This is a genomic window from Haemophilus sp. CCUG 60358 (assembly GCF_001679485.1).
Lineage (GTDB): Bacteria > Pseudomonadota > Gammaproteobacteria > Enterobacterales > Pasteurellaceae > Haemophilus_D.
The window spans coordinates 50,292-72,083 of record NZ_LZOZ01000019.1 but is presented as its reverse complement, the minus strand read 5'-3'; the positions used below and the strand labels follow the sequence as shown (position 1 = coordinate 72,083).

The 21,792-nt window shown below is 37.6% G+C and carries 15 protein-coding genes; 9 read left to right on the top strand and 6 right to left on the bottom strand.

Annotated features, from left to right (window positions below; all coding sequences use genetic code 11):
* Positions 1 to 8 precede the first annotated feature (8 nt).
* The 5 genes from A9500_RS09390 to A9500_RS09370 form a co-directional block, all read right to left on the bottom strand.
* Positions 9 to 3,104, bottom strand: a complete 3,096-nt coding sequence (locus tag A9500_RS09390; RefSeq protein WP_065244730.1) for a type I restriction endonuclease subunit R — start codon at positions 3,102 to 3,104, stop codon at positions 9 to 11.
* Positions 3,105 to 3,319: 215 nt separating this feature from the next.
* Positions 3,320 to 4,144, bottom strand: a complete 825-nt coding sequence (locus tag A9500_RS09385; RefSeq protein ID WP_065244729.1) for an ATP F0F1 synthase synthase — start codon at positions 4,142 to 4,144, stop codon at positions 3,320 to 3,322.
* Positions 4,145 to 4,522 (bottom strand): hypothetical protein, encoded by a 378-nt coding sequence (locus A9500_RS09380; RefSeq protein ID WP_143421593.1) that lies wholly within the window; start codon positions 4,520 to 4,522, stop codon positions 4,145 to 4,147.
* A 204-nt stretch (positions 4,523 to 4,726) separates the two neighbouring features.
* Positions 4,727 to 5,908, bottom strand: a complete 1,182-nt coding sequence (locus A9500_RS09375; protein WP_065244727.1) for a restriction endonuclease subunit S — start codon at positions 5,906 to 5,908, stop codon at positions 4,727 to 4,729.
* Positions 5,909 to 5,914: 6 nt separating this feature from the next.
* The gene (locus A9500_RS09370) at positions 5,915 to 7,465 is read right to left on the bottom strand and encodes a type I restriction-modification system subunit M (protein ID WP_065244726.1); all 1,551 of its coding nucleotides are present in this window, start codon (positions 7,463 to 7,465) and stop codon (positions 5,915 to 5,917) included.
* Positions 7,466 to 7,602: 137 nt separating this feature from the next.
* On the opposite strand from A9500_RS09370, the gene recB reads away from it, so the two are divergent.
* The 5 genes from recB (at position 7,603) to A9500_RS10670 (ending at position 15,205) form a co-directional block, all read left to right on the top strand.
* Entirely contained in the window at positions 7,603 to 11,256 is a 3,654-nt protein-coding gene (recB, locus tag A9500_RS09365) for an exodeoxyribonuclease V subunit beta (RefSeq protein WP_065244725.1), read from the top strand.
* Positions 11,256 to 13,190 carry an exodeoxyribonuclease V subunit alpha gene (gene recD / locus A9500_RS09360; RefSeq protein WP_065244724.1) on the top strand — a complete coding sequence of 645 codons (1,935 nt, stop codon included), beginning with the start codon at positions 11,256 to 11,258 and terminating at the stop codon, positions 13,188 to 13,190. The genes recB and recD overlap by 1 nt, the downstream gene beginning before the upstream one ends.
* A 3-nt stretch (positions 13,191 to 13,193) precedes the next feature.
* A complete protein-coding gene (grxB, locus tag A9500_RS09355) occupies positions 13,194 to 13,841 on the top strand; it encodes a glutaredoxin 2 (RefSeq protein ID WP_065244723.1) in 648 nt (215 codons plus the stop codon).
* A gap of 128 nt (positions 13,842 to 13,969) precedes the next feature.
* Positions 13,970 to 14,740 (top strand): threonine/serine exporter ThrE family protein, encoded by a 771-nt coding sequence (locus A9500_RS10675; protein ID WP_049358065.1) that lies wholly within the window; start codon positions 13,970 to 13,972, stop codon positions 14,738 to 14,740.
* A gap of 3 nt (positions 14,741 to 14,743) precedes the next feature.
* A complete protein-coding gene (locus tag A9500_RS10670) occupies positions 14,744 to 15,205 on the top strand; it encodes a threonine/serine exporter family protein (protein WP_049365508.1) in 462 nt (153 codons plus the stop codon).
* 50 nt (positions 15,206 to 15,255) lie between these two features.
* On the opposite strand, the gene A9500_RS09340 is transcribed toward A9500_RS10670, so the two are convergent.
* Positions 15,256 to 15,738 carry a Dps family protein gene (locus tag A9500_RS09340; RefSeq protein ID WP_049373453.1) on the bottom strand — a complete coding sequence of 161 codons (483 nt, stop codon included), beginning with the start codon at positions 15,736 to 15,738 and terminating at the stop codon, positions 15,256 to 15,258.
* Between the two features lie 355 nt (positions 15,739 to 16,093).
* Between A9500_RS09340 and A9500_RS09335 the strand changes: the two genes are divergently transcribed.
* From A9500_RS09335 to A9500_RS09320, 4 genes are all read left to right on the top strand, one after another.
* On the top strand, positions 16,094 to 17,692 hold the full coding sequence (locus tag A9500_RS09335) for an ABC transporter substrate-binding protein (protein WP_065244722.1): 1,599 nt from the start codon (positions 16,094 to 16,096) through the stop codon (positions 17,690 to 17,692).
* Between the two features lie 297 nt (positions 17,693 to 17,989).
* A complete protein-coding gene (locus A9500_RS09330) occupies positions 17,990 to 18,943 on the top strand; it encodes an ABC transporter permease (RefSeq protein WP_065244721.1) in 954 nt (317 codons plus the stop codon).
* Positions 18,943 to 20,919 (top strand): dipeptide/oligopeptide/nickel ABC transporter permease/ATP-binding protein, encoded by a 1,977-nt coding sequence (locus A9500_RS09325; RefSeq protein WP_065244720.1) that lies wholly within the window; start codon positions 18,943 to 18,945, stop codon positions 20,917 to 20,919. The genes A9500_RS09330 and A9500_RS09325 overlap by 1 nt, the downstream gene beginning before the upstream one ends.
* Position 20,920: 1 nt before the next feature.
* A complete protein-coding gene (locus A9500_RS09320; RefSeq protein WP_005696082.1) occupies positions 20,921 to 21,733 on the top strand; it encodes an ABC transporter ATP-binding protein in 813 nt (270 codons plus the stop codon).
* Positions 21,734 to 21,792: the final 59 nt, after the last annotated feature.

The following is a 21,792-nucleotide window of genomic DNA, read 5'->3' as shown; positions in this document are numbered from 1 at the left end:
TTAAGTTTTTAAACCTCGCCACCAATCCCAACAAACTTCTCAACAAAGGCAACAATCTTTTGGAAAATGCTTTGTTTTTTCGTGAGATATTGCGGATTAAGCGGACTCATTTTCGGTAGGGCATCATTTAAATCCGTACCTTGTTCACTAGCATATCCGCGTTTTAAGGATACGTTAATATAACGCTTCGCGGCATCAATATTCAGGCCTTCACTGCTAATTAATTCGTCAGCCTCTTTCTGTTGCTCTTTTTGGGCAAATTGGAAGAAGGATTCAATAATACCGGCTTTATCGACAATGCTATCTAAGTCAGTTTGATTGATAAAATCTACGATTAAACTTTCTTTGGCGCGATTCCCTAGGCTCGCTCGGATTGTGGTTCGAATTTCATCAATCAGCTCAGCTTTATTTTTCATTTTTTTGTTGTGTTCAAAAATCAATTCTAAGATGTAATCTAGATTGATTTCTTGAGATTTTAATAAATCCACTTCAAACACTACATCGTCCCAATCAATGGTCGATTTTGCTTTTTCCTCGCCATCTTTTTGATGACGGAGCCAATCCCGAATATCGTTGTAAGTCGAACGGTAATTTTGAATGCTACGTTCGCTTGGCATATCAATAGGTTGCATTTCAGCAAAAGCTTCATCCGTTAAATAATATTTTTCTTTAAAGGCTTCAACGGCTGTTGTATTGCTGGTATCGAGCGATTGAAATGCTTGTAAAGCAGCAAACTCATCATAGTTTTGTAGAATGTTTTCAACTCGCAAATATTCACCAAATAATTTTACAAAGTCTTTCTTGTCTTTTTCTGTTTGAATTTCATCTGGATCAGGGAAGCGTTCTTGCAATTCAGCAATAACCTCTAAATACCCACGACGGGCTTCACCTGCATCGGTAAAGCCTTCCATATATTCTTGGTAACTTTTTTCTAATACGATATTACGTGTATTGGATTTACCGAAAAGGGTAATCGCATCAATGGTATCTTGTTCCAAATCACGGAAAGTGACGATATTGCCAAAACTTTTGGTGCTGTTGTAAATACGGTTTGTACGAGAATAAGCTTGAATCAAACCATGGTAACGTAAGTTTTTATCTACAAATAACGTGTTTAAGGTTGGGGCATCAAAACCGGTTAAAAACATTCCAACGACAATCAGTAAATCCACTTCTTTGTTTTTGACGCGTTTGGCGAGATTACGATAGTAGTTTTGGAACGATTTCGCATCCACATCATAATTGGTGGCAAAATAGCCGTTGTAATCATCAATAGCAGATTTTAAAAATTCCTTAGCCGAGGAGTTCATCGCTTCCACTTCAAAACTTTCATCAACAATATCGCCAATCGCATCTTGCTCTTCATTCGCGGCAAACGAAAAGATTGTTGCAATTTTAAGTGGATTTTTGACCGCACTTTGTAACTTTTTAAAAGTTTGATAATAAGCTTTAGCAGCATCTACGCTACTTACTGCAAACATGGCATTAAAGCCATTATTACCGGCATTAAAGCGATGGGTCTTTTGTTTGAAATTATCTAGAACATATTGTGCAATTTGCTCAATACGTTTAGGTTGTAAAAAGGCTTGTTTTTTCTCGAGTTTTGTTAGCTCTTCAAGATTCTTTTCAGTTTCAATGCTCTTAAATTGTGGCCGTACATCATTGTAATCCACTTTAAATTTCAACACTTTTTCATCACGAATCGCGTCTGTGATAATGTAAGAGTGGAGTTCAACGCCAAAAACGCTCGCAGTAGTTTCAGCACCTAATGCGTTAGTTGGAAAAATAGGCGTGCCGGTAAAACCAAATTGATAGTATTTTTTAAATTTTCTCGTTAGATTTTTTTGCGCTTCACCAAATTGAGAACGATGGCATTCATCAAAGATAAAAACGACCTGTTTATCGTAAATCGATAATTTATCTTCCGATTTCATCAGGTTGTTGAGTTTTTGAATGGTGGTAACAATGATCTTATTGTCGTCTTTGTCGATATTGCGTTTTAGCCCAGCCGTACTTTCCGAACCATTCACGCTATCCGGTGAAAAACGTTGGTATTCTTTCATAGTTTGATAGTCCAAATCTTTTCTATCTACTACGAAGAATACTTTTTCAATAAAGTCTAATTCTGTTGCAAGGCGTGCGGCTTTAAAGCTGGTGAGCGTTTTGCCTGAGCCTGTAGTGTGCCAAATGTAGCCGCCACTTTCTTTATGGCTACAATTTTTCGCCTGATATGAGCTTTTAATTTTCCATAAAATACGCTCGGTGGCGGCAATTTGATAGGGGCGCATAATCAATAGGGTGTCAGAAACATCAAACACGCAGTAATTTACCAACACATTAAGCAGGGTATGTTTTTGTAGGAATGTCGCCGTAAAATCCTTTAAATCTTTAATCAGAGTATTTTTTGCCGTTGCCCAATTCATTGTGAAGTCATAGCTGTTCTTATCTCGCTTGGTGGTATTGGCAAAATAGCGGGTATCTGTGCCATTAGAAATGACAAAAATCTGAATATATTTAAAAAGAGAGTTTTCTTTATTGAAGCTTTCTTTGCTGTAGCGATGAATTTGATTAAAGGCTTCACGAATAGCCACGCCACGTTTTTTTAATTCAATATGTACAAGCGGTAAACCATTCACCAAAATTGTCACATCATAACGATTGTCATAGCTGCCGGTTTGTTCAAATTGATTGATAACTTGCACAGCGTTATTAGCAAGATTTCTCTTATCTAGCAGATAAATATTCTGAATGTGTCCATCATCAAACACAAAATCATAAATATAGTCATCATGAATTTTACGGGTTTTCTCGATCAGATTATCACTGGGTTTATCTAAATATTCTTCTAAAAAACGTCGCCATTCCGCATCAGAGAAAACTACGTTATTTAAGCGTTGTAATTGTGCCCGTAAATTTTTAACCAATGCATCATGATCATTGAGTCCTTGCAAATACTCATAGCCTTGCGCCCGTAAATCACGAATAAATTCACGCTCAAGGCTCCCTTCTGTTTGATAACCAGCATGGGGCTCTTCCACAAACTTTTTGTACTGATCTAAAACGATAAAATGGTTGGATTCGGCAATGGTTTTGTATTGGGTCATTGTTTTTCCTTGGTATATTTTTCAGTTATTAAGTGATAATTTATAATTAAATATTTTAACCATTTGTATTTAAATGAGTTTTTATTTTTTTGCTGTATTTTATACATAGGTGAGGAAAAATCTAATAAACTAATTGAAAATTAACCAGCTATAACTTTCTACTAGGAGTAATGATATATAGCGAAAGCTAGTGTCACCATAGATAAGTTTTACCATCATTTCAGTTTTATTATAGAGTTTGCTAATCTCTTCTCATTACCTATAGGGGTTGTGTAAAAACGTTGTTCAATTCCATATAATAATATTTTTAATTCATTATCAGTTGATATGTTGAATTTCTGAGTTTCTTTATTGAAATTTAGATTATCTCCACAATATTCATTAATATAGTTCAAAATTTTATTTTTTGAGTCGTTGTCTAATTTAGATAATGTGTCTATTACCATAGCAATTCTCTTTCTATTTGGCTTGGATACATTTTCAGTACTAAAATTTTCATCTTTATTAATAAAATTATTAGAAAGAAAATTATCAACATCCTCATTTGTTGCTTCTCTATACAATTGGTCAATGCCTCTAAATACACTAGATATAGTTGCAATATTTCTAAATATAAGAACGTCTTTATCTTTAAAGTAAACGGCATCTGGAATATTATTTATAGTAAATACAGTTTTATTTTCTTCTAATGCTATATTATCGCCTATGCTTATAAACTTTTTCCTTAAATAAGAAGACTTTGGAGTTTTTTGGAAGCAATAGATATTTTCATCTTGTACTGATAAAATATACTTAATAGAGTTAAAGTTATCTCTTGTAATAGAATCATATTCTTTGGAATCGAACTCGATTTTTAGTATCTTAGGACAGAAATCTTGAGAAGAAAAATTCTCAATTTTAAACCAGCATTCTTCATCAAGATTATGATCATGACTATACTCTACATAACTACTATCATCATAGGATATATTTTTATATAATTTCTCGTCAGAAAGAAGCTTCCAATATCGTTTTGATGCTCTTGCAATGATACAATCCATTTAAACCTCACTTTTTTGTGTATCTATATATGTTGAATTATTTATTCTGTATACTTTTTCTATAATTACTTCATCAGATTTTTTGAATTCTTTTTTACTTATTAGTAAAAGTGAGAGTCCTCCCTTGGTTTTAATTTTGTAAAATTTATATCCTAAAATCAACAGGAATGGATTGAAATAATTAGTTTGAGAATAAAAAACAAATAAAACGATAATAAAGTAAATAATAGACATGGTTAGAAAGTCATTATCACTTATACTCAGCGCCACAAAAAAGTAGCCAAGATAACTAGGTAAAAAATTGTTAGTTGAGTTTTCTATTTCAATAATCTCTCCTTCTTTTATTCTATCTTTACTAAGTTTTTCTAGTAATTTCATAGAGATTGCCAAGAATAATAAAGGGATCGAAATAAACCCTACTAACGAATATTGTTCAATATTATTTATTTTAAAGAAATTATCTAAATAAAAATAAAAATTGGATTCAAAAATATAACACTTTGATTTTATTAGAAATATAACAATAAATAATGATGTCGAACTTATGGCTAAGAAAAACCTAAATAATCCATTCATTTTAATCTATTGATTACTCCCGCTAAAACTCAATAATAATTCTCTGTAATACTCATACCGCTTTTGGCTTTGCTCAATCGCTAAAGGTAAGCCTTCAGTAATGGAGTTGGTGAGGGTTTCAAATTTATCGAGGATTGAAACAATGTGTTGTTGTTCTTCGAGTGGGGGAACATCAAACTCATATTGTAAAATTGCAGCTTTATCTCCTCGAGGCATTTTGGCACCTTTTGAATATTTAACGTTGTATTCAAAGAAATGTTCATTTGCCAATATATGATAAAGATAGCGAGGAAGAATGTTTTCGTCTGTTAAGCGTATAACTAACACATCTCCATTTGTTCCTCCTTTTCGATCCGATAGCCAAATTTTTCTTAAATAGGGACGAATATTCCCAATCAAAATATCATTGGGAAGATACTCAATAAACGCACCATCAGTTGGTACATAATTAGAGCTTGTTTTACCCAGTTTGTTTTGAAGTAAATTTTCTACACCTACGTAATTTTCTTTATCCAACTTATCAGCCAAGATGCGTACTTTTGCATAAATTGCAACATCAATAAGTTTCTTCTTCGCCCCCCCCATATTTAATTGCTCTAGACTATCGAAAGATAACAATTTTTCCCGATAGTATTCATACTGCTTCCGGCGTAGTATAAGCTCGCTGGTAAGCTCGCTGGTAAGCGCAGTCAATGCGTCCAAAATTTTTACGATTTCGGTTTGGACGGAGAGTGGGGGGATGGGGACTAAATATTTATCTGTATCAGGTGTTGCGATCTGAGGCATTTGCATCTTTGAACCTAAATTTTGGAAATAAGGCTCCTGATTTTTCAAAACATAATAAATGTATTTAATATTAATATTTTTATCATTTGAATAATAAGACCACATTTCGTTTTTATGAGAAAAAGGCTTATCGTAATATTCAAATTCAATAATCCCTCGAGACTTTACAATAATTGAAGGATTTTTATTGATGTCTTTTTCAGGGATATCTTCAAAATTTACTAACGCAAATGTTTTCCCTCCAGCAAAGATTTTTAGTGGTGCATTGTCTTTATGCAATATTTTCATTTCAGCAGCTGTAATTTTTGTGCCTTTAGTTCTGATTAGAATGTCTTTTAAAGGCTTCCACTCAACCTCAGCCCCATCCAATAATTTCTCTAAAAAAGTGCGGTTATTTTTCATGGTGTTTTACCCCTCAATTTCCGCCACAATCTTGTCAATTTCCGCACGCAAGCGGTCGATATTAGCAACTGTTTTACGAATTTCCGCATTGAGTTCATCAATATCAATGACTTCTCGGGTGTCTTTTTGTTCCACATAAGAACTTACCGCAAGGTTGTATTCATTGTTAACGATTTCTTCAAAGGACACGGATTTGGCTAAATGTGGCACATTTTCTTTATTGGCAAACAGTTTGAGAATTTGCTCAATATGTTCCTCTTCCAAAATATTGTTATTGGTGGCGGATTTAAATAAACCGCTGGCATCGATAAATTGGGTCTGGGTATCGGGTTTATGTTTGGAAAGCACCAAAATATTCACCGCAATACTGGTGCCGAAAAAGAGATTTGGCGCAAGCGCAATGACCGTTTCCACATAGTTATTATCCACCAAATATTGACGAATTTTTTGCTCGGCACCGCCGCGATAAAAAATGCCGGGGAAGGAGACAATCGCCGCGCGGCCTTTGGCTGAAAGATAACTTAACGCATGCAAAATAAAGGCAAAGTCCGCTTTGGATTTTGGCGCAAGCACGCCGGCAGGTGCAAAGCGTTCATCGTTAATCAATGTCGGGTCGTCTGAACCAATCCATTTCACGGAGTAAGGCGGGTTAGAAACGATTGCATCGAAAGGTTTATCATCACCAAATTGAGGATTCATTAAGGTGTTGCCAAGGGAGATATCAAACTTGTCGTAGTTGATGTTATGCAAAAACATATTCATACGGGCAAGGTTATAAGTGGTGTGATTAATTTCCTGCCCGAAGAATCCTTCTTCGATGATGTGTTCATCAAATGGTTTTTTCGCTTGCAATAATAAAGAACCGGAACCGGCCGCAGGGTCGTAAATTTTATTGACCTTATCTTGTCCATACAAAGCCAGTCGAGCAATCAGTTTGGAAACGCATTGTGGCGTAAAGAACTCGCCACCCGATTTACCGGCATTAGCAGCATAGTTGGAAATTAAAAATTCGTAAGCATCACCGAATAAATCGATATGATTATCTTCAAAGTCACCAAAATCTAACTCGGCAACGCCTTTTAATACGGCGGCTAGACGGCTGTTTTTATCAGCAACGGTATTACCCAAGCGGTTGCTGGTGGTATCAAAATCAGCAAATAAGCCTTTGATATCCTGTTCGGAAGGGTAGCCAGTAGCGGAGTTTTCGATATCTGTAAAAATACTTTTTAGGTCTGTATTTAAATTCGGATTAGTATTGGCTGTTGCGACGACATTTTTAAATAGCTGGCTTGGATAAATGAAGTAACCTTTACTTTTTACCGCCTCAGCTTTAATTGCTGGTGTGATAATATTATCGGATGATTTTGCGTAATTTATACTTTCATCCCCGTTTTCCATATAGTTGACAAAATTTTCGCTGATAAAACGATAGAAAAGAGCCCCTAAAACGTATTGTTTAAAATCCCAACCGTCAACAGCACCTCGTACATCATTAGCAATTTGCCAAATACGGCGATGAAGTTCATCACGTTGTCGTTGTTGAATTGCAGCTGCCATAAAATCCTCAGAATATTTTGTGTCATTATTAAGATATAAATGCTCCAAATTATACAAGAAATAAATAATAACTAAATGAATTTCTATGGAAATTCCTCTACAATAAGAACACGCTAATGTTTCCAAAAAAATAAAAAATGAGCCCAAAATCAACCGCACTTAATGCCATTTCGTTACCCTTAAATCAAGTCAATTTAATTGAAGCCTCTGCAGGTACAGGGAAAACCTATACCATCGGTTCTATCTATCTTCGTTTACTTTTACAGGCGGGTGAGAATTGTTTTTCTCGTCCGTTGAATGTGGAAGAGATTTTGGTGGTAACCTTTACTGAAATGGCGACGGAAGATTTAAAACGCAAAATTCGGGAACGTTTAACGGCAGCAATTTCGGTTTTTTCTGAATATTATGAAAAGCAAGATAAGGCGATTTTTACTGGGGAACATCAATTTTTAGCGGAATTATTGCCTTATTTAGAGGATATTCCGACCGCTCTTCGCCGCTTAAAGCTGGCCGAACAAAATTTAGATTTAGCCTCCATTTATACCATTCACGGTTTTTGTCGCCAAATGCTGATGCAACATGCTTTCAATTCAGGCGTGCATTTCAATTTAAAACTTCTCAAAGATCAGTCTGATTTACTCAAACAATTTGCAAATGAATTTTGGCGGGAGCATTTTTATGATTTGCCTTTCCATTTGGCTGCATTTATCTCAAAAGAATTAAAATCGCCAGAAGATGTATTGAATGATTTAGGTTCAAACATTGGGAATGATTTTTCTATACAACTGGATAAACCAAAACTATTAGAACTGTCATTAAAAGAATTTTTGCAAAAAGATATCACTAAAAATGCGGAAATTATTGAAAAGATTAAAGACACTTGGTTAGAAAGTGCGGTTGAAATCCGAAACCTTTTTGATGAAGAAGTCGTGAAAAAAGAGAAATCTTGTTTAAATGGAAAAACACATTCAAGTAAAACAATTTTATCTCTTGTCGATGAAGTCACCTCATGGGCAAAAAATAGAGCAGATATCACCTTAAATGAAACGCTAGTAAAAAAATTTACGCAATCGGCTTTAGATAACGCGGTCAACGCACCTTTCAAGAAAAAAGGTGTAAGAATAACACATTCAGCCTTTGAAGAGATTGAAGCTTTAATTGAAGAAATTCAACCAAGTGATTTATTTAAAAAAATCATTCTCTATCACTATCGTCAAGGTATTCAAAAGAAACTCCTTGAATACAAAGCAAATCATCCTGAAAAATCTTTTGATGATTTATTACGCTTATTGAAAGAAGCATTACATAGTGAGGGTGGAGAACAGTTAGCGGAGTTAATTCGTTTTCAATATCCTTTTGCCATGATTGACGAGTTCCAAGATACGGATGCGTTGCAGTATCAAATTTTCTCGAAAATTTATCGTAATGAAAGTGCGTCCGGTAATGTTGGCTTTATGATGATCGGGGACCCAAAACAGGCGATTTATCGTTTCCGTGGTGCCGATATTTTCACTTATCTAAAAGCAGCAAAAGAAGCGAATGAACATTTTAACTTAGGCACAAACTACCGTTCATCCAGACCTTTAGTGGAAGGGGTAAATCGATTATTTGATTTTAAAAATTCACCTTTTATTTATGAAAACATCGAATTTTTAAACGTCGGCGCAGCCAAGAAGAATCTTGTTTTTCAGTTGAATAATCAATCTGAACCGGCCTTCCGTTTTTACATTAATGATAAAGACGACCCCACCCAGCAAGATTATGCGAAAGCTTGTGCAACATCGATTCAGCAATGGTTAAAAAGTGCGGCTGAAAATCCGGTTGTTTTTCCGAATGAAAGCAAAGCGGAAAATCAAACATTGCGAGCAGAAAATATTGCCGTTTTGGTGCGTGGTTATACCGAAGCGGATCTCGTGAAGAAAGAATTGCAAGCACTCGGTATTACTTCGGTTTACCTTTCGGATAGGGGAAATGTCTTTGAGAGTAACACAGCAAAAGAACTGGCCTTGATTTTGCAAGCCTGTTTGAGTGTGACGGAACGCCCAATTTTAAATGCAATTGCGACCGCACTTTTCGGCTTAAATGCAGCTGAAATTCACCAAATTCACCAGGATGAAATTCAGTGGCAACGTTGGGCTGAAAAATTCGCAGAGTATCAACAAATTTGGCAACGCCAAGGCGTCTTGCCGATGTTGCACCATTTACTTTTAGCTGAAAATATCACAGAAAATCTCTTATCTCGGCCTGATGGCGAACGAAAACTGACGGATTTATTACATTTAGCTGAAATTTTACAGCAAGCAGCCGCATTAAATGAAAGTGAAGCGACATTATTGCGCTGGTTTGAAAAGCAAATTCAAGATAATGGTCGTCAAGAAGCTCAAATTCGTTTAGAAAGCGAACGCCAGTCAGTGAAGATTGTGACTATCCATAAATCTAAAGGGTTGGAATATGATTTGGTTTGGTTGCCATTTTTAGGTAATGAAGCAAAAGACCCAACAAAATCAGGCAAGCAGAAGAAACTGTTTAATTTATATTACGACAGTGATGAAGAGAAAACCTTGTGGGATATGCAAGATCAGCACTTGGATGAATTAACAGAAGAAGTTTTTGCGGAAGAATTGCGTTTGCTTTATGTGGCATTAACCCGAGCAAAATATCAAATGGCCTTTGTGTTACCGAAAGCCTTTGATAAAAAATGGAATGCTTTATTGTATGTTTTAACGCAAGGTGAAATTGGCCGAAAACTCGATTTGCCAGCTAATTGGGATACCCAACCGTTATTGGAAAAATTTAAGCAGCTTTTACCCAATGATGTAGCGATTGAATTAACTGATGTGTTACAAGCCAGTGAACCACTTACCTTAAATGTTTCTCAAGAAAATTTAAGTGCGGAAATTTTCCAAGGTGAAATTGAACAAGATTGGCGAGTGACAAGCTTTAGTGGCATTGAACAAACTCATCAACGTAAAGCTTATTTGAATGAAAGTGCGGTGAAAAAATCGCTCATTTTTGATGACGCGAAAGATTATGATGCATCGATTTCAATAGAAAATATCCCTGAAAATCTGACCGCACTTGATCATAATAACGATGAAATGGTTTTGGATTTCCCACGTGGAACACAAATCGGTACGTTATTGCATCGTTATTTTGAAAAAGTGCCTTTTGCTCAACTGGCTGAGAAAGAAAACATTGAAAAATTATGTCAGGATTTGAATCTTGCCGAAGAGCAATTTGCAGCAGTTCAACAGTGGTTTGCACAAATACTCAGTACGCCAATTTTGCCAAATAATGATCTTACTCTTGCTCAGATTAACGAAAAACAATGCTTAAAAGAGTTGGCGTTTTATCTCAATATTTCAAGCTATTTTGATGTCGCTGGTTTTAACCGAGCATTAGCAACCTTACATTATTTGCCATCAGAACCGTTACAGTTTGATGATATTCAAGGCATGGTGCGAGGCACAATGGACTTAGTTTTCAGTTATCAAGGTAAATATTATTTGCTTGATTACAAATCGAATTTCTTGGGTGAGGCATTAAAGGATTACGATCAAGCTGCATTGAAAAAAACCATGTTAGAGCATCACTATGATTGGCAATACTTGTTGTATGTGGTGGCATTACACCGTTATTTAAAAACACGTTTGCCTCACTACGATTACAACCGAGATTTTGGTGGTGTGGTTTATGCATTTTTACGAGGAATGAATGGTTCGCCACAATCGGGCATCTTTTTTGATAAACCAGATTGGCAATTAATCCAACAATTAGAGGAATTATTTTAATGTTAAGCCTATTAAAATCCTTGCAAGAACAAGGTGTGATTACTCAAGGCGATTATTATTTTGTTCAATTAATTGCTGATAAACAAAAAGATAAAGGCTATGCCGAACCCGTACAAAATTTAGCGATTTTATTAGCCGCACTTTGCAACTGGAGCTATACGCAAGGCAATACTTGTTGTGTGTTAGATCGTTTCTTAGAACGTAATTTATTCGGTTTGGCTTATCGTCATACTGAAACGGATTTTTTGTTGCTGATCAATGAAAAGATTGGTTCACTTCCTGTATCAAAATGGCAATCAGCCTTAGCGGGGCATATTGCTTTTACACAAGATCCTGAAAATCAGATTGCGCCTCTCGCATTTCAATTTGGGGCGATTTATTTCTATCGAGCTTGGCAGGATGAATTCCGCGTTGCGCAATATATTAAAAACGCATTGAAAAATGACCGCACTTTATCGGTAGAACCGCAACAAATCAGAGCATTATTAGATCGTTATTTCCCTCAACAACAAGCGCAAGTTGATTGGCAAAAAGTAGCAGTCGCAACGGCGGTAAAAAGTCCATTTTCTGTGATTACAGGTGGCCCTGGAACAGGGAAAACCACGACAGTCACTCGCTTGTTATGCGTATTACAGGAATTATTTGGTGGCAAACTTCACATTAAATTGGTTGCGCCAACGGGGAAAGCGGCGGCTCGTTTAACGGAATCCATCGAAAACGCTTTGGCACAAATGCCGATTTCAGATGAGTTATGTGCATCCATTCCTAAAACAGCAGAAACGTTGCATCGCTTACTAGGCGTTCGACCTTTTACCGATAGCGTAAAATATCATGCACATAATCCACTGCAAATTGATGTATTAGTGGTGGATGAAACCTCGATGATTGATTTGCCTATGATGGCGAAACTTGTGCAAGCGTTGAAGCCCGAAACACGTTTGATTTTATTGGGAGACCAGGCTCAATTAGCTTCAGTAGAAGCGGGGGCAGTATTAGGTGAAATTGCACAATTTTTAACGCAAGATTATAGTCCTGCTCAAGCTGATTATATTCATACAACAACAGGCTATACTGTTCCAACTTCGGATGAACATAGTCCGCTGCGTGATGCCATTTGCCATTTAACCTTTAGTCGCCGTTTCCGAGATGATTCGGGCATTAAACAACTTGCAGAGCAAATTCAACAAGGAAAAGGTGAGGGCAGTGTGGCGACCTTTGCGGAATATCCACAAGAGTTGCATTTTCATCATTTTGATGAAGAACAAGACGTTAAAGAATCGGTGCGCCAAGTGGTGAAAAGTGCGGTTGAAAATTACCGTGTTTATTTAACCCAACTTCAAACTTATTTTGCTCATAAGAAAGATCTCAATGCAAAATTTATAGATGAAAAGGGCAACGAAAAAACTTATGCGGAAGCAATTTTAGATCGCTTTAATTCGGTGAGATTTTTGACCGCACTTCGTGCTTCGGTATTAGGTGTGGAAGAATTAAATCGTGAAATTGCTTTAGCATTACGAGCTGAGAAATTACTTTGGTTCCGTCAAGAAGATGATTGGTATATCGGTAAGCCAATTATGATTACCGAAAATGATCATAATGTGAAACTGTATAACGGTGATATTGGCTTGTGTTTAGCTAAAGGCAAAGTATGGTTTGGCAATCGAGAAGTTTCTACCAGTCGTATTCCCGCTCACGAGCCTGCATTTATGATGACGATTCATAAATCCCAAGGTTCGGAGTTTGAACATACCGTCATGGTGTTACCAACAGAACCTAATCCAGTACTTTCACGAGAGCTTGTATTTACCGGTGTTACCCGTGCAAAAAATCAACTTTCCGTATTTGCCAATGAAAAAATCTGGCAAAGTGCGGTCAGAAATACCGTAAAACGACAAAGTGGATTAGGAAAATTATTACAGGAAAAAGAGGAGTAAAAAATGAAATTATATGTTTACGATCATTGCCCGTTTTGTGTGCGAGCCCGCATGATTTTCGGTTTAAAAAATTTACCGGTAGAACTTGTAGTGCTGGCAAATGATGATGAAGCAACGCCAATCGGTTTAGTAGGGAAAAAAGTTGTACCAATTCTTGTCAAAGAAGATGGTACCGCGATGCCAGAAAGTTTGGATATCGTGCATTATGTAGATGAGCATTTTGGTGAAAAAATCCTATCTGAACACGTTCGTCCTGAAATTGAAGCATGGTTAAAAGAAGTCGGCAGTTATTATGGCCATCTTACGACTGCACGCTTTACGCAAATTGGCTTAGCAGAATTTGAAACCCAAAGTGCGGTCGATTATTTCACTAAAAAGAAAACGGAATTTATTGGGGATTTTGCTGAAAATATCGCGAAGACAGAAACCTATCTTACTCGCTTAAAAGGCGATTTAGAGAAATTAGCGGTATTAATTCAATCTGAAAATGCCTTAAACGGCCAACTTTCTCTTGAAGATATTATCGTTTTCCCGGTATTACGAAATCTTACTTGTGTGAAAGGCATCGAATTCCCACCAGCGATTTTAGCTTATATCACGAATATGGCTAAGTTAAGCAATGTGCCGCTGTATTTTGATAAAGCCATTTAATCTCTATTAAGTCATAGGTTTTGGAGATACTGAACTTTTGACTTGGATCATAGATACGGTCATTTTTTCAGTATTTTTTATTCATCGATCTATAATCTCTAAGGTTTACTTTATAAGAGCGCAGAGATATGGATCAGGAATACCAACGAGCGGTTACCCGTATTTGTGTGGAAACCGCTTTGTTATTATTACAGCATGGGGCAGAAAGTGCTGTCGTCGTACAAATGGCTCAGCGATTAGGTGTAGCTTTAGGCATTGAAAGCGTGGAGTGTGCTTTGACGGCAAATGCCGTCTTATTGACCACACTTTCTAAGCAACATTGTATTACTACCGTGCGGAAGAATGTCGATAAAGGCATTAATATGCAAATTGTTACGGATGTTCAGCACATTGTAGTTGCCGTAGAACATCACTTGTATGATTTGTCCATGGCTCAAAAGAAACTAGACAAATTAAAACCACTAAAATATAACCGTTATTTGGTGGTGTTTATGATTGGTTTATCTTGTGCCTCTTTTGCTCACCTTTCTGGCGGAGATATGACAATTTGTGCGATCACCTTTATTGCCTCTGCCATTGCTATGTTTGTTCGACAAGAAATTTCTAAACGTCATTACAATCCACTCATCGTTTTTGCCATTACCGCTTTTGTCGCTTCACTGATTTCCGGTATGAGTTTGAAATATAGTTTAGGCAATGATCCTCATATCGCATTAGCTTCTAGCGTTTTATTACTCGTTCCAGGATTCCCATTGATTAATTCACTTGCGGATATTTTAAAAGGGTATGTCAATATGGGAATAGGACGATGGACCATCGCTACGGTTCTCACTTTTGGTGCTTGTTTAGGCATTGTCTTTGCATTAAATCTTTTAAATATTGTTTCTTGGGTGGGGTAATAGATGTTTTTACTGAATTTACTCGATGATATGCTTTTCGCAGCCATCCCCGCAGTAGGATTTGCTTTAGTATTTAATGTTCCGCCTAAAGCCTTAAAGTATTGTGCTATTTTAGGTGCACTCGGACATGTCACGAGAACCTTATTATTACACTTTGGTGTTCCAATTGTTTTTGCCACTTTTTTCGCCACTTGTGTGATTGGTTTTATTGGGGTGCATTTATCTCATCGTTATTTAGCTCATCCGAAAGTCTTTACCGTTGCGGCAATTATTCCAATGATTCCAGGTGTTCATGCTTATAAAGCCATGATTGCTATCGTACAAATTCATCATTATGGCTTTTCCGATACATTATTTGAGCAAATGATCAGCTCTTTTATCAATACCAGCTTTATTTTAGGTGCGCTTGTTTTGGGCTTAGCCTTACCAGGGCTATTGTTCTATCGACAAAAACCAGTTGTGTAGAAAATAAAAAAGCCGACATTAGTCGGCTTTCGTATTGAATCAATATTTACTTAAGCATGGCAAGTTTGACAAGCAGCTTGGAACATCCAAACAAGTTTTTCTTGTTCTTTGATGTAGTCGCTCATTTGAGAAGCCGTACCTTCATCATCAGACTCACCCGCTAATTCAAGGATTTCGCGTTGTTGTTCAAGTAATACTTTTAATCCTTCTAATGTGCCTTTTAAGCAAGATTGCGCATCAGATACACCTAACTCTTCTTTAATACGTGAGTGTTGGAAGTATTGTGAATAACCGTTATGCGGTGTGTAACCTAAAGTTAAGATACGTTCTGCCACTTCATCTACTTTTACTACTAAATCAGTGTAGATTTCTTCAAATTTTGCGTGTAATTCAAAGAAGTTTACCCCTTTAATGTTCCAGTGGTAACCGCGCACGTTGGTGTAGAATACTTGATAGGTTGCTAATAATTCATTTAATTTTACTGCTAATTTTTCAGATGCTTTTTTATCTAAACCGATTGATGTTTTTGACATAGTATTTTCCTCTTTATTGTTGATTAAAATGTTGTTCCCTTGCTTGGGAAGTGCGGTCATTATAAGCATCATTTTTTATGATAGCTATTTCATATTATCTAGTGATTCAATAGTTGAAATCTATCTATAATAAATTATACATAGTTAAAAACTTTTATTTTGAGTTGCGAAAAAAACTCTGTGAAGTAGATCACACATTCAATATTTCCCCTTTGACAGAATGAAGCGAAGATGATTATGATTGATGCAAATCATTTTATTCTAAGATTTGATTGCTTTACTTCATTTTCGAATGAAATGTTTGGCTAGGTTTAAAAACCAAAAATATGATTTTATTACTCATCAGGAGTTTAGTATGACAAAGCATTTTTCCTTTGAAACTAATGAATCTCGTCGTCATTTTATGAAACTTATGGCTGGCGTGGGGGCAGGTCTTGCATTTAGTGGTACGTTAGGCACATTTGCACCAAAAGCCTTTGCTGCAGACATTAAAGGTAAAACCATTGAAGCGGGGATTGCTTATCCGCTTTCTACCGGTTTTGACCCAATGACATCAAGTGGTGCATCATCTTATGCAGCAAACTTGCACATTTTTGAAGGTTTGGTGGATTTGCATCCTGCAACTCGTGAACCTTATCTTGCTTTAGCAGGAAAAGAGCCAGAACAAGTTGATGAAACAACATGGCGCATTACTTTACGTGAAGGCGCAACCTTCCATGATGGTGCACCGGTCACCACTGAAGACGTTGTGTATTCTTTCAATCGTATTATGGATCCAGCTAATAAATCATTATTTGTGATGTTTATTGATTTCATTGAAAGTGTGAAAGCTTTAGACGATAAAGTGGTGGAATTTAAATTGAAATATCCATTTGCTTTATTTGCTAACCGCTTAACTTGCGTGAAAATTGTACCGAAACACGTGATCGACAAAGTAGGGCAATCTGCATTTGATGCACACCCAGTTGGTTCTGGCCCATTCAAATTTGTTTCAGCTGTGAAAGATGACAAAATCGTCTTTGAAGCGTATGAACCTTACAATGGTAAATATCCAGCACAAGTTGAAAAAATGTCTTGGTTATTACTTTCTGATGCCGCAGCTCGTGTGACTGCACAAGAGTCTAAACGTACTCAAGCAATGGAAAGTGTGCCTTATTTAGACATTAGTCGTTTGAAAAACAAAAAACAACAAGTGCAATCCGTTCAATCTTTCGGCTTGTTATTCTTAATGTTTAACTGTGAGAAAGCTCCGTTTAACAATCCAAAAGTACGTCAAGCGTTACACTATGGTTTAAACACTGACAAACTTGTTGATATTGTATTTGATGGTAATGCAGAAGCTGCAACATCATACTTACAAACGACTCACCCAGATTATATTAAGGCATCAACTCAATATCCTTATGATCCGGAAAAAGCAGCGGCATTATTGAAAGAAGCAGGTGTAACTGAGCTTAAATTTGAATTGCTCGCAACCGACCATGACTGGGTGAAAGAATCTGCACCGTTAATTTTAGAGTCTTGGAACAAGATTCCAGGTGTGAAAGTAACTTTACAACACTTACAATCAGGTGCGTTATACAGCAACAACGTGGATCCTGGTGTATATGAAGTGGCAATTGCTCCAGGTGACCCATCAGTGTTCGGTAATGACTTAGACTTGCTTTTAAGCTGGTGGTATCGTGGTGATGTGTGGCCAAAACGTCGTTTCCGCTGGAGTAATACCCCTGAATTTGCGAAAGTGACTGAATTACTCAATGCAGCAGTGAGAGCAAAAGATCACGCTGAAGCGAAAAAATCATGGGAAGAAGCGATTAACATTATTGCGGCTGAAGTACCACTTTATCCGATTGTTCATCGTAAACTTCCTTCTGCATGGGATGATAGTAGCCTTGAAGGCTATCAACCATTGGCAACAACCGGTTTATCTTTCCTCGGTGTGGGCCGTAAATAAAAGCACTTTTTAATTTAATATCTTGGCTGTTGAGTAATCAACAGCCTTTTTTCTTTCCTTTTTATCTCAAAGTGCGGTCATTTTTCTCTCTATTTTTCAATCATTTTTTCTCTTAATTTCATTTAAAAAAAATCTTTGTGAAGCCGATCACAGATTTGAATTTTGCTCTATGTACTTGGATTGACAGGGCTTGGGCTGAACACTATGATTACTGTAATTCATTTTGTTTTTGAATTTGATTGTTTTGCTTCATTTTTGAAGCTAACGAATTTCTCAAGCTAGAATAGGAGAAGTCAGATGGAAATGATACTTCGATTATTGTTACGCCGATTGATGGCCTTGCCGGTCATGATTCTAGGTGTAACCGCACTCGTTTTTGTGGTGCTTCAATTCACACCAGGTGATCCCGCTACGGTGGCATTGGGCGAAAGTGCTAGTGAAGCGGCAAAACAACTTTACCGCGAATCACACGGTTTAAATGATCCACTCTTTATTCAATATTTTCGCTTCTTAGGTAATTTACTTGTATTTGATTTTGGTGTGACGATGCCACCAGAATTACCAATCAGTAGCATGCTAGCGAAATCTTTCCCAATCACGTTACAGCTTACCTTAATTGGTGTGGTGTTTGCGGCAGTAGTCTCTTTCTCATTAGGTGTACTAGCCGCGCTTTATCGTGATAGCTGGGTAGACCAAGTGATTCGTTTAATCTCTGTTGCAGCGGTTGCGACACCATCATTCTGGTTAGGTATCTTACTTATTCAATGGTTCTCTTTGGAATTAGATTGGTTACCTTCAGGTGGTTTTGTGCCATTCAGTGAAAGCCCGATGGGGTATATCAATTCCATGATTTTGCCATCTCTTGCGCTTGCCGTGCCAGTATGTGCGTCATTAATTCGTGTGGTGCGTACAACCATGGTAGAAGAAATGGATAAAGATTATGTGAGAACTGCGATTGGTAACGGTGTGCCTTATGCAACCGTTATTCGTCACAACGTATTACGCAATGCATTAATCACGCCTGTAACAGTATTAGGTTTACGTGTAGGTTACTTACTTGGTGGTGCAGTGGTTATCGAACAAATCTTTGACTTACCGGGCATGGGTAAATTGATTTTTAACGGTATCGTCAACCACGACTTACACTTAGTACAAGGGGTGGTTCTGACAATCGCTTTTACTTTCGTTTTAGTGAATATTATCGTTGATATTCTCTATGTGTTGATTAACCCTAAAATTCGGAGTCTATAATGTTTCGTCAAGGTTTAGCAGATCGATTAGCTGCAAGCGGTGCGAGATTCCGAGCACTTTCCACCGCATCAAAAATTTCATTATTATTCTTAGTTTTCGTTGCTTTAGTGGCGGTATTTGCCCCTTGGGTAGCCACACATGATCCATTAGAAGTGATCGCACGTATGCGAGCTCCAAGTACAGAATATTGGTTTGGGACTGATCGACTTGGTCGTGATATTTTCTCTCGTATTGTTTACGGTGCCCAAACGTCCTTATTTATCGGTTTAGGTGCGGTAGCTTGTGCCATTCTTTTCGGTAGTATTTTAGGTGCAACTGCAGCTACATCCGAGAAATGGGGTAATGAAATTATCATGCGCTTAATGGATATTTTAATGGCCTTCCCAGGTATCGCATTAGCCGCAGTGTTATTAGCAACCTTTGGTAACTCAGTGCCAGTTATTATTATCACCATTGCCGTAGTTTATACCCCGCAACTTGCTCGTGTAGTTCGTGCGAATGTGGTATCACAATGGGATGAAGACTATGTGCGTGCCGAACGCGTTATTGGTGGTAGCCGTACTTATATTCTTCTCAAACACGTTGTACGCAATACCGCTGCACCGGTTTTAGTATTCGCAACCGTAATGGTGGCAGATGCTATTGTATTCGAAGCCTCGCTTTCTTTCTTAGGCGCAGGTGTACAACCACCACATCCTTCATGGGGTAACATCCTTTCTGAAGGTCGTAACATCGTATTAAACGGTGCATGGTGGGCGACAACCTTTGCAGGTGTCATGATTCTTTTAACCGTATTAGCCTTAAATATTTTGGCAGAAGGTCTAACCGATGCCTTGGTTAATCCGCGCTTAAAAGGTGGTAAAAAACCAGAAGGCAAATCAGATGAACGTCTTTCTACCGACGTACAAGAAGCGCTTTCTGAAGGTCTTGCATTAAAACGTTACTTACTCAAATTACATGAAAAAGAAATCACCCGTACGAATCGTATGCAGTTAAATCCAAATGCAAAACCGATTTTACAAGTGAAAAACTTATCTATTCGTTTCCCTAATCGTTATGGTGAAATTCCACTGGTAGATAACATCAGCTTCACCGTAAATGAAGGGGAAACCATGGGGTTAGTAGGTGAGTCTGGTTGTGGTAAATCTATTACTGCGTTCTCTATCATGGGTTTGTTACCAAAAACAGCAAAAATCACTGGGGAAGTGCTTTTCACAGACCGTAGCGGAAAACAACACAGTTTACTTAACTCTAATAATCTAAGTGAATTGCGTGGTTCTGAAATTGCGATGATTTACCAAGACTCTTTAAGTGCGTTAAACCCATCAATGCGTATTAAAGACCAAATGGCACAGCTCATTAAACGTGGTAGCCACCATACCGCAGAAAAACTGTTGGAATGGGTACACCTTGATCCTGAAAAAGTATTGAACCGTTATCCGCATGAACTTTCTGGTGGTCAACGTCAACGTGTGGTGATTGCAATGGCATTAACTCGTGAACCGAAATTATTAATTGCCGATGAACCAACAACCGCATTAGACGTAACCGTTCAAGCTGAAGTGGTGAAATTATTGAATGAATTACGCGAAAAACTGGGGTTTGCGATGGTGTTTGTCAGCCACGATTTAGCATTGGTTGCACAGTTAGCTCACCATATTACCGTAATGTATGCAGGTCAAGTAGTTGAAATGGCGCCAACATCCTTATTGCTTGCCAATCCAACTCACGAATATACACGTGGCTTATTGGGTTCTGTCCTTTCAACCGAAGTCCGTGCGAAACGTTTATATCAAATTCCGGGCAGCGTACCGTCACCTTACGATTTTGCTGTGGGTGACCGTTTCGCAAGTCGTTCATTACGACCAGATGCAAATCCGGATCTAAAATTGATATTAACCGCCGTGGAAGGCGAGCCGTCTCACTTGTGGGCTTCTCATCTAGCTAGGCCTGTAACGGAAGCGAAAGGAGCATAATATGAGCAGTAGTATTAAAGTCATTAAAGAACAAAACATCATCGATTTAGAAAATATCGTGGTGCAATTTCCTTCTCGCGACGGTTCATTGTTTGGACGTAAAAAATTCACTGCGGTGAACAATGTGAGTCTTGGCATTAAAGCGGGGGAAACCATTGGTTTAGTTGGGGAGTCTGGCTGCGGAAAATCTACCCTAGCCAATGTAATCATTGGACTTCTTAAACCGACATCTGGTTTAGTGAAATTCAACGGTTTACAAATGCAATATGGCAGCTCAGAAGCGAGAAAACAATTCGGTCGCCAAGTGTCGGTCATTTTCCAAGACCCTGCAACCGCACTGAATCCTCGTATGAAAGTGTTGGATATTTTGCGTGACCCAATGGATATTCACAATGTGTTACAACCCCATGAACGGGAAAAACGTGTGTATGATTTGCTTTCTCGCGTCGGTTTACCACGTTCTGCAGCACAAGTTGAACCGACTCGTTTATCCGGTGGGCAAAAACAACGTGTGGCCATTGCACGTGCTTTAGCGCTGAATCCAAAACTGATTGTGGCGGATGAACCGACTTCTGCGTTAGATGTATCTGTTCGTGCTCAGGTATTAAACTTATTGGCGGACTTGAAAAAAGAACTCAATCTTGCCATGGTGTTTATCTCTCACGATATCCAAACCGTACGCCAAGTATCTGACCGTATTGTCGTGATGTACGGCGGTCAAATTTTGGAGACCGGTAGCACTGAAGATATTTTCAACCACCCAACCGTGGATTACACCCGAAAATTACTTGGTGTTGCGCCGTCATTGTTGTAAACAGATAAAATAAAACATCTTAATTTATAACCGCACTTTTAAAGTGCGGTTATTTTTTT

Excerpts from the sequence above, each read along its gene's own strand:
- A9500_RS09390 (WP_065244730.1), bottom strand. The coding sequence starts at position 3,104 with ATGACCCAATACAAAACCATTGCCGAATCCAACCATTTTATCGTTTTA.
- A9500_RS09385 (WP_065244729.1), bottom strand. The coding sequence starts at position 4,144 with ATGGATTGTATCATTGCAAGAGCATCAAAACGATATTGGAAGCTTCTT.
- A9500_RS09380 (WP_143421593.1), bottom strand. The coding sequence starts at position 4,522 with ATGAAATTACTAGAAAAACTTAGTAAAGATAGAATAAAAGAAGGAGAG.
- A9500_RS09375 (WP_065244727.1), bottom strand. The coding sequence starts at position 5,908 with ATGAAAAATAACCGCACTTTTTTAGAGAAATTATTGGATGGGGCTGAG.
- A9500_RS09370 (WP_065244726.1), bottom strand. The coding sequence starts at position 7,465 with ATGGCAGCTGCAATTCAACAACGACAACGTGATGAACTTCATCGCCGT.
- recB (WP_065244725.1), top strand. The coding sequence starts at position 7,603 with ATGAGCCCAAAATCAACCGCACTTAATGCCATTTCGTTACCCTTAAAT.
- recD (WP_065244724.1), top strand. The coding sequence starts at position 11,256 with ATGTTAAGCCTATTAAAATCCTTGCAAGAACAAGGTGTGATTACTCAA.
- grxB (WP_065244723.1), top strand. The coding sequence starts at position 13,194 with ATGAAATTATATGTTTACGATCATTGCCCGTTTTGTGTGCGAGCCCGC.
- A9500_RS10675 (WP_049358065.1), top strand. The coding sequence starts at position 13,970 with ATGGATCAGGAATACCAACGAGCGGTTACCCGTATTTGTGTGGAAACC.
- A9500_RS10670 (WP_049365508.1), top strand. The coding sequence starts at position 14,744 with ATGTTTTTACTGAATTTACTCGATGATATGCTTTTCGCAGCCATCCCC.
- A9500_RS09340 (WP_049373453.1), bottom strand. The coding sequence starts at position 15,738 with ATGTCAAAAACATCAATCGGTTTAGATAAAAAAGCATCTGAAAAATTA.
- A9500_RS09335 (WP_065244722.1), top strand. The coding sequence starts at position 16,094 with ATGACAAAGCATTTTTCCTTTGAAACTAATGAATCTCGTCGTCATTTT.
- A9500_RS09330 (WP_065244721.1), top strand. The coding sequence starts at position 17,990 with ATGGAAATGATACTTCGATTATTGTTACGCCGATTGATGGCCTTGCCG.
- A9500_RS09325 (WP_065244720.1), top strand. The coding sequence starts at position 18,943 with ATGTTTCGTCAAGGTTTAGCAGATCGATTAGCTGCAAGCGGTGCGAGA.
- A9500_RS09320 (WP_005696082.1), top strand. The coding sequence starts at position 20,921 with ATGAGCAGTAGTATTAAAGTCATTAAAGAACAAAACATCATCGATTTA.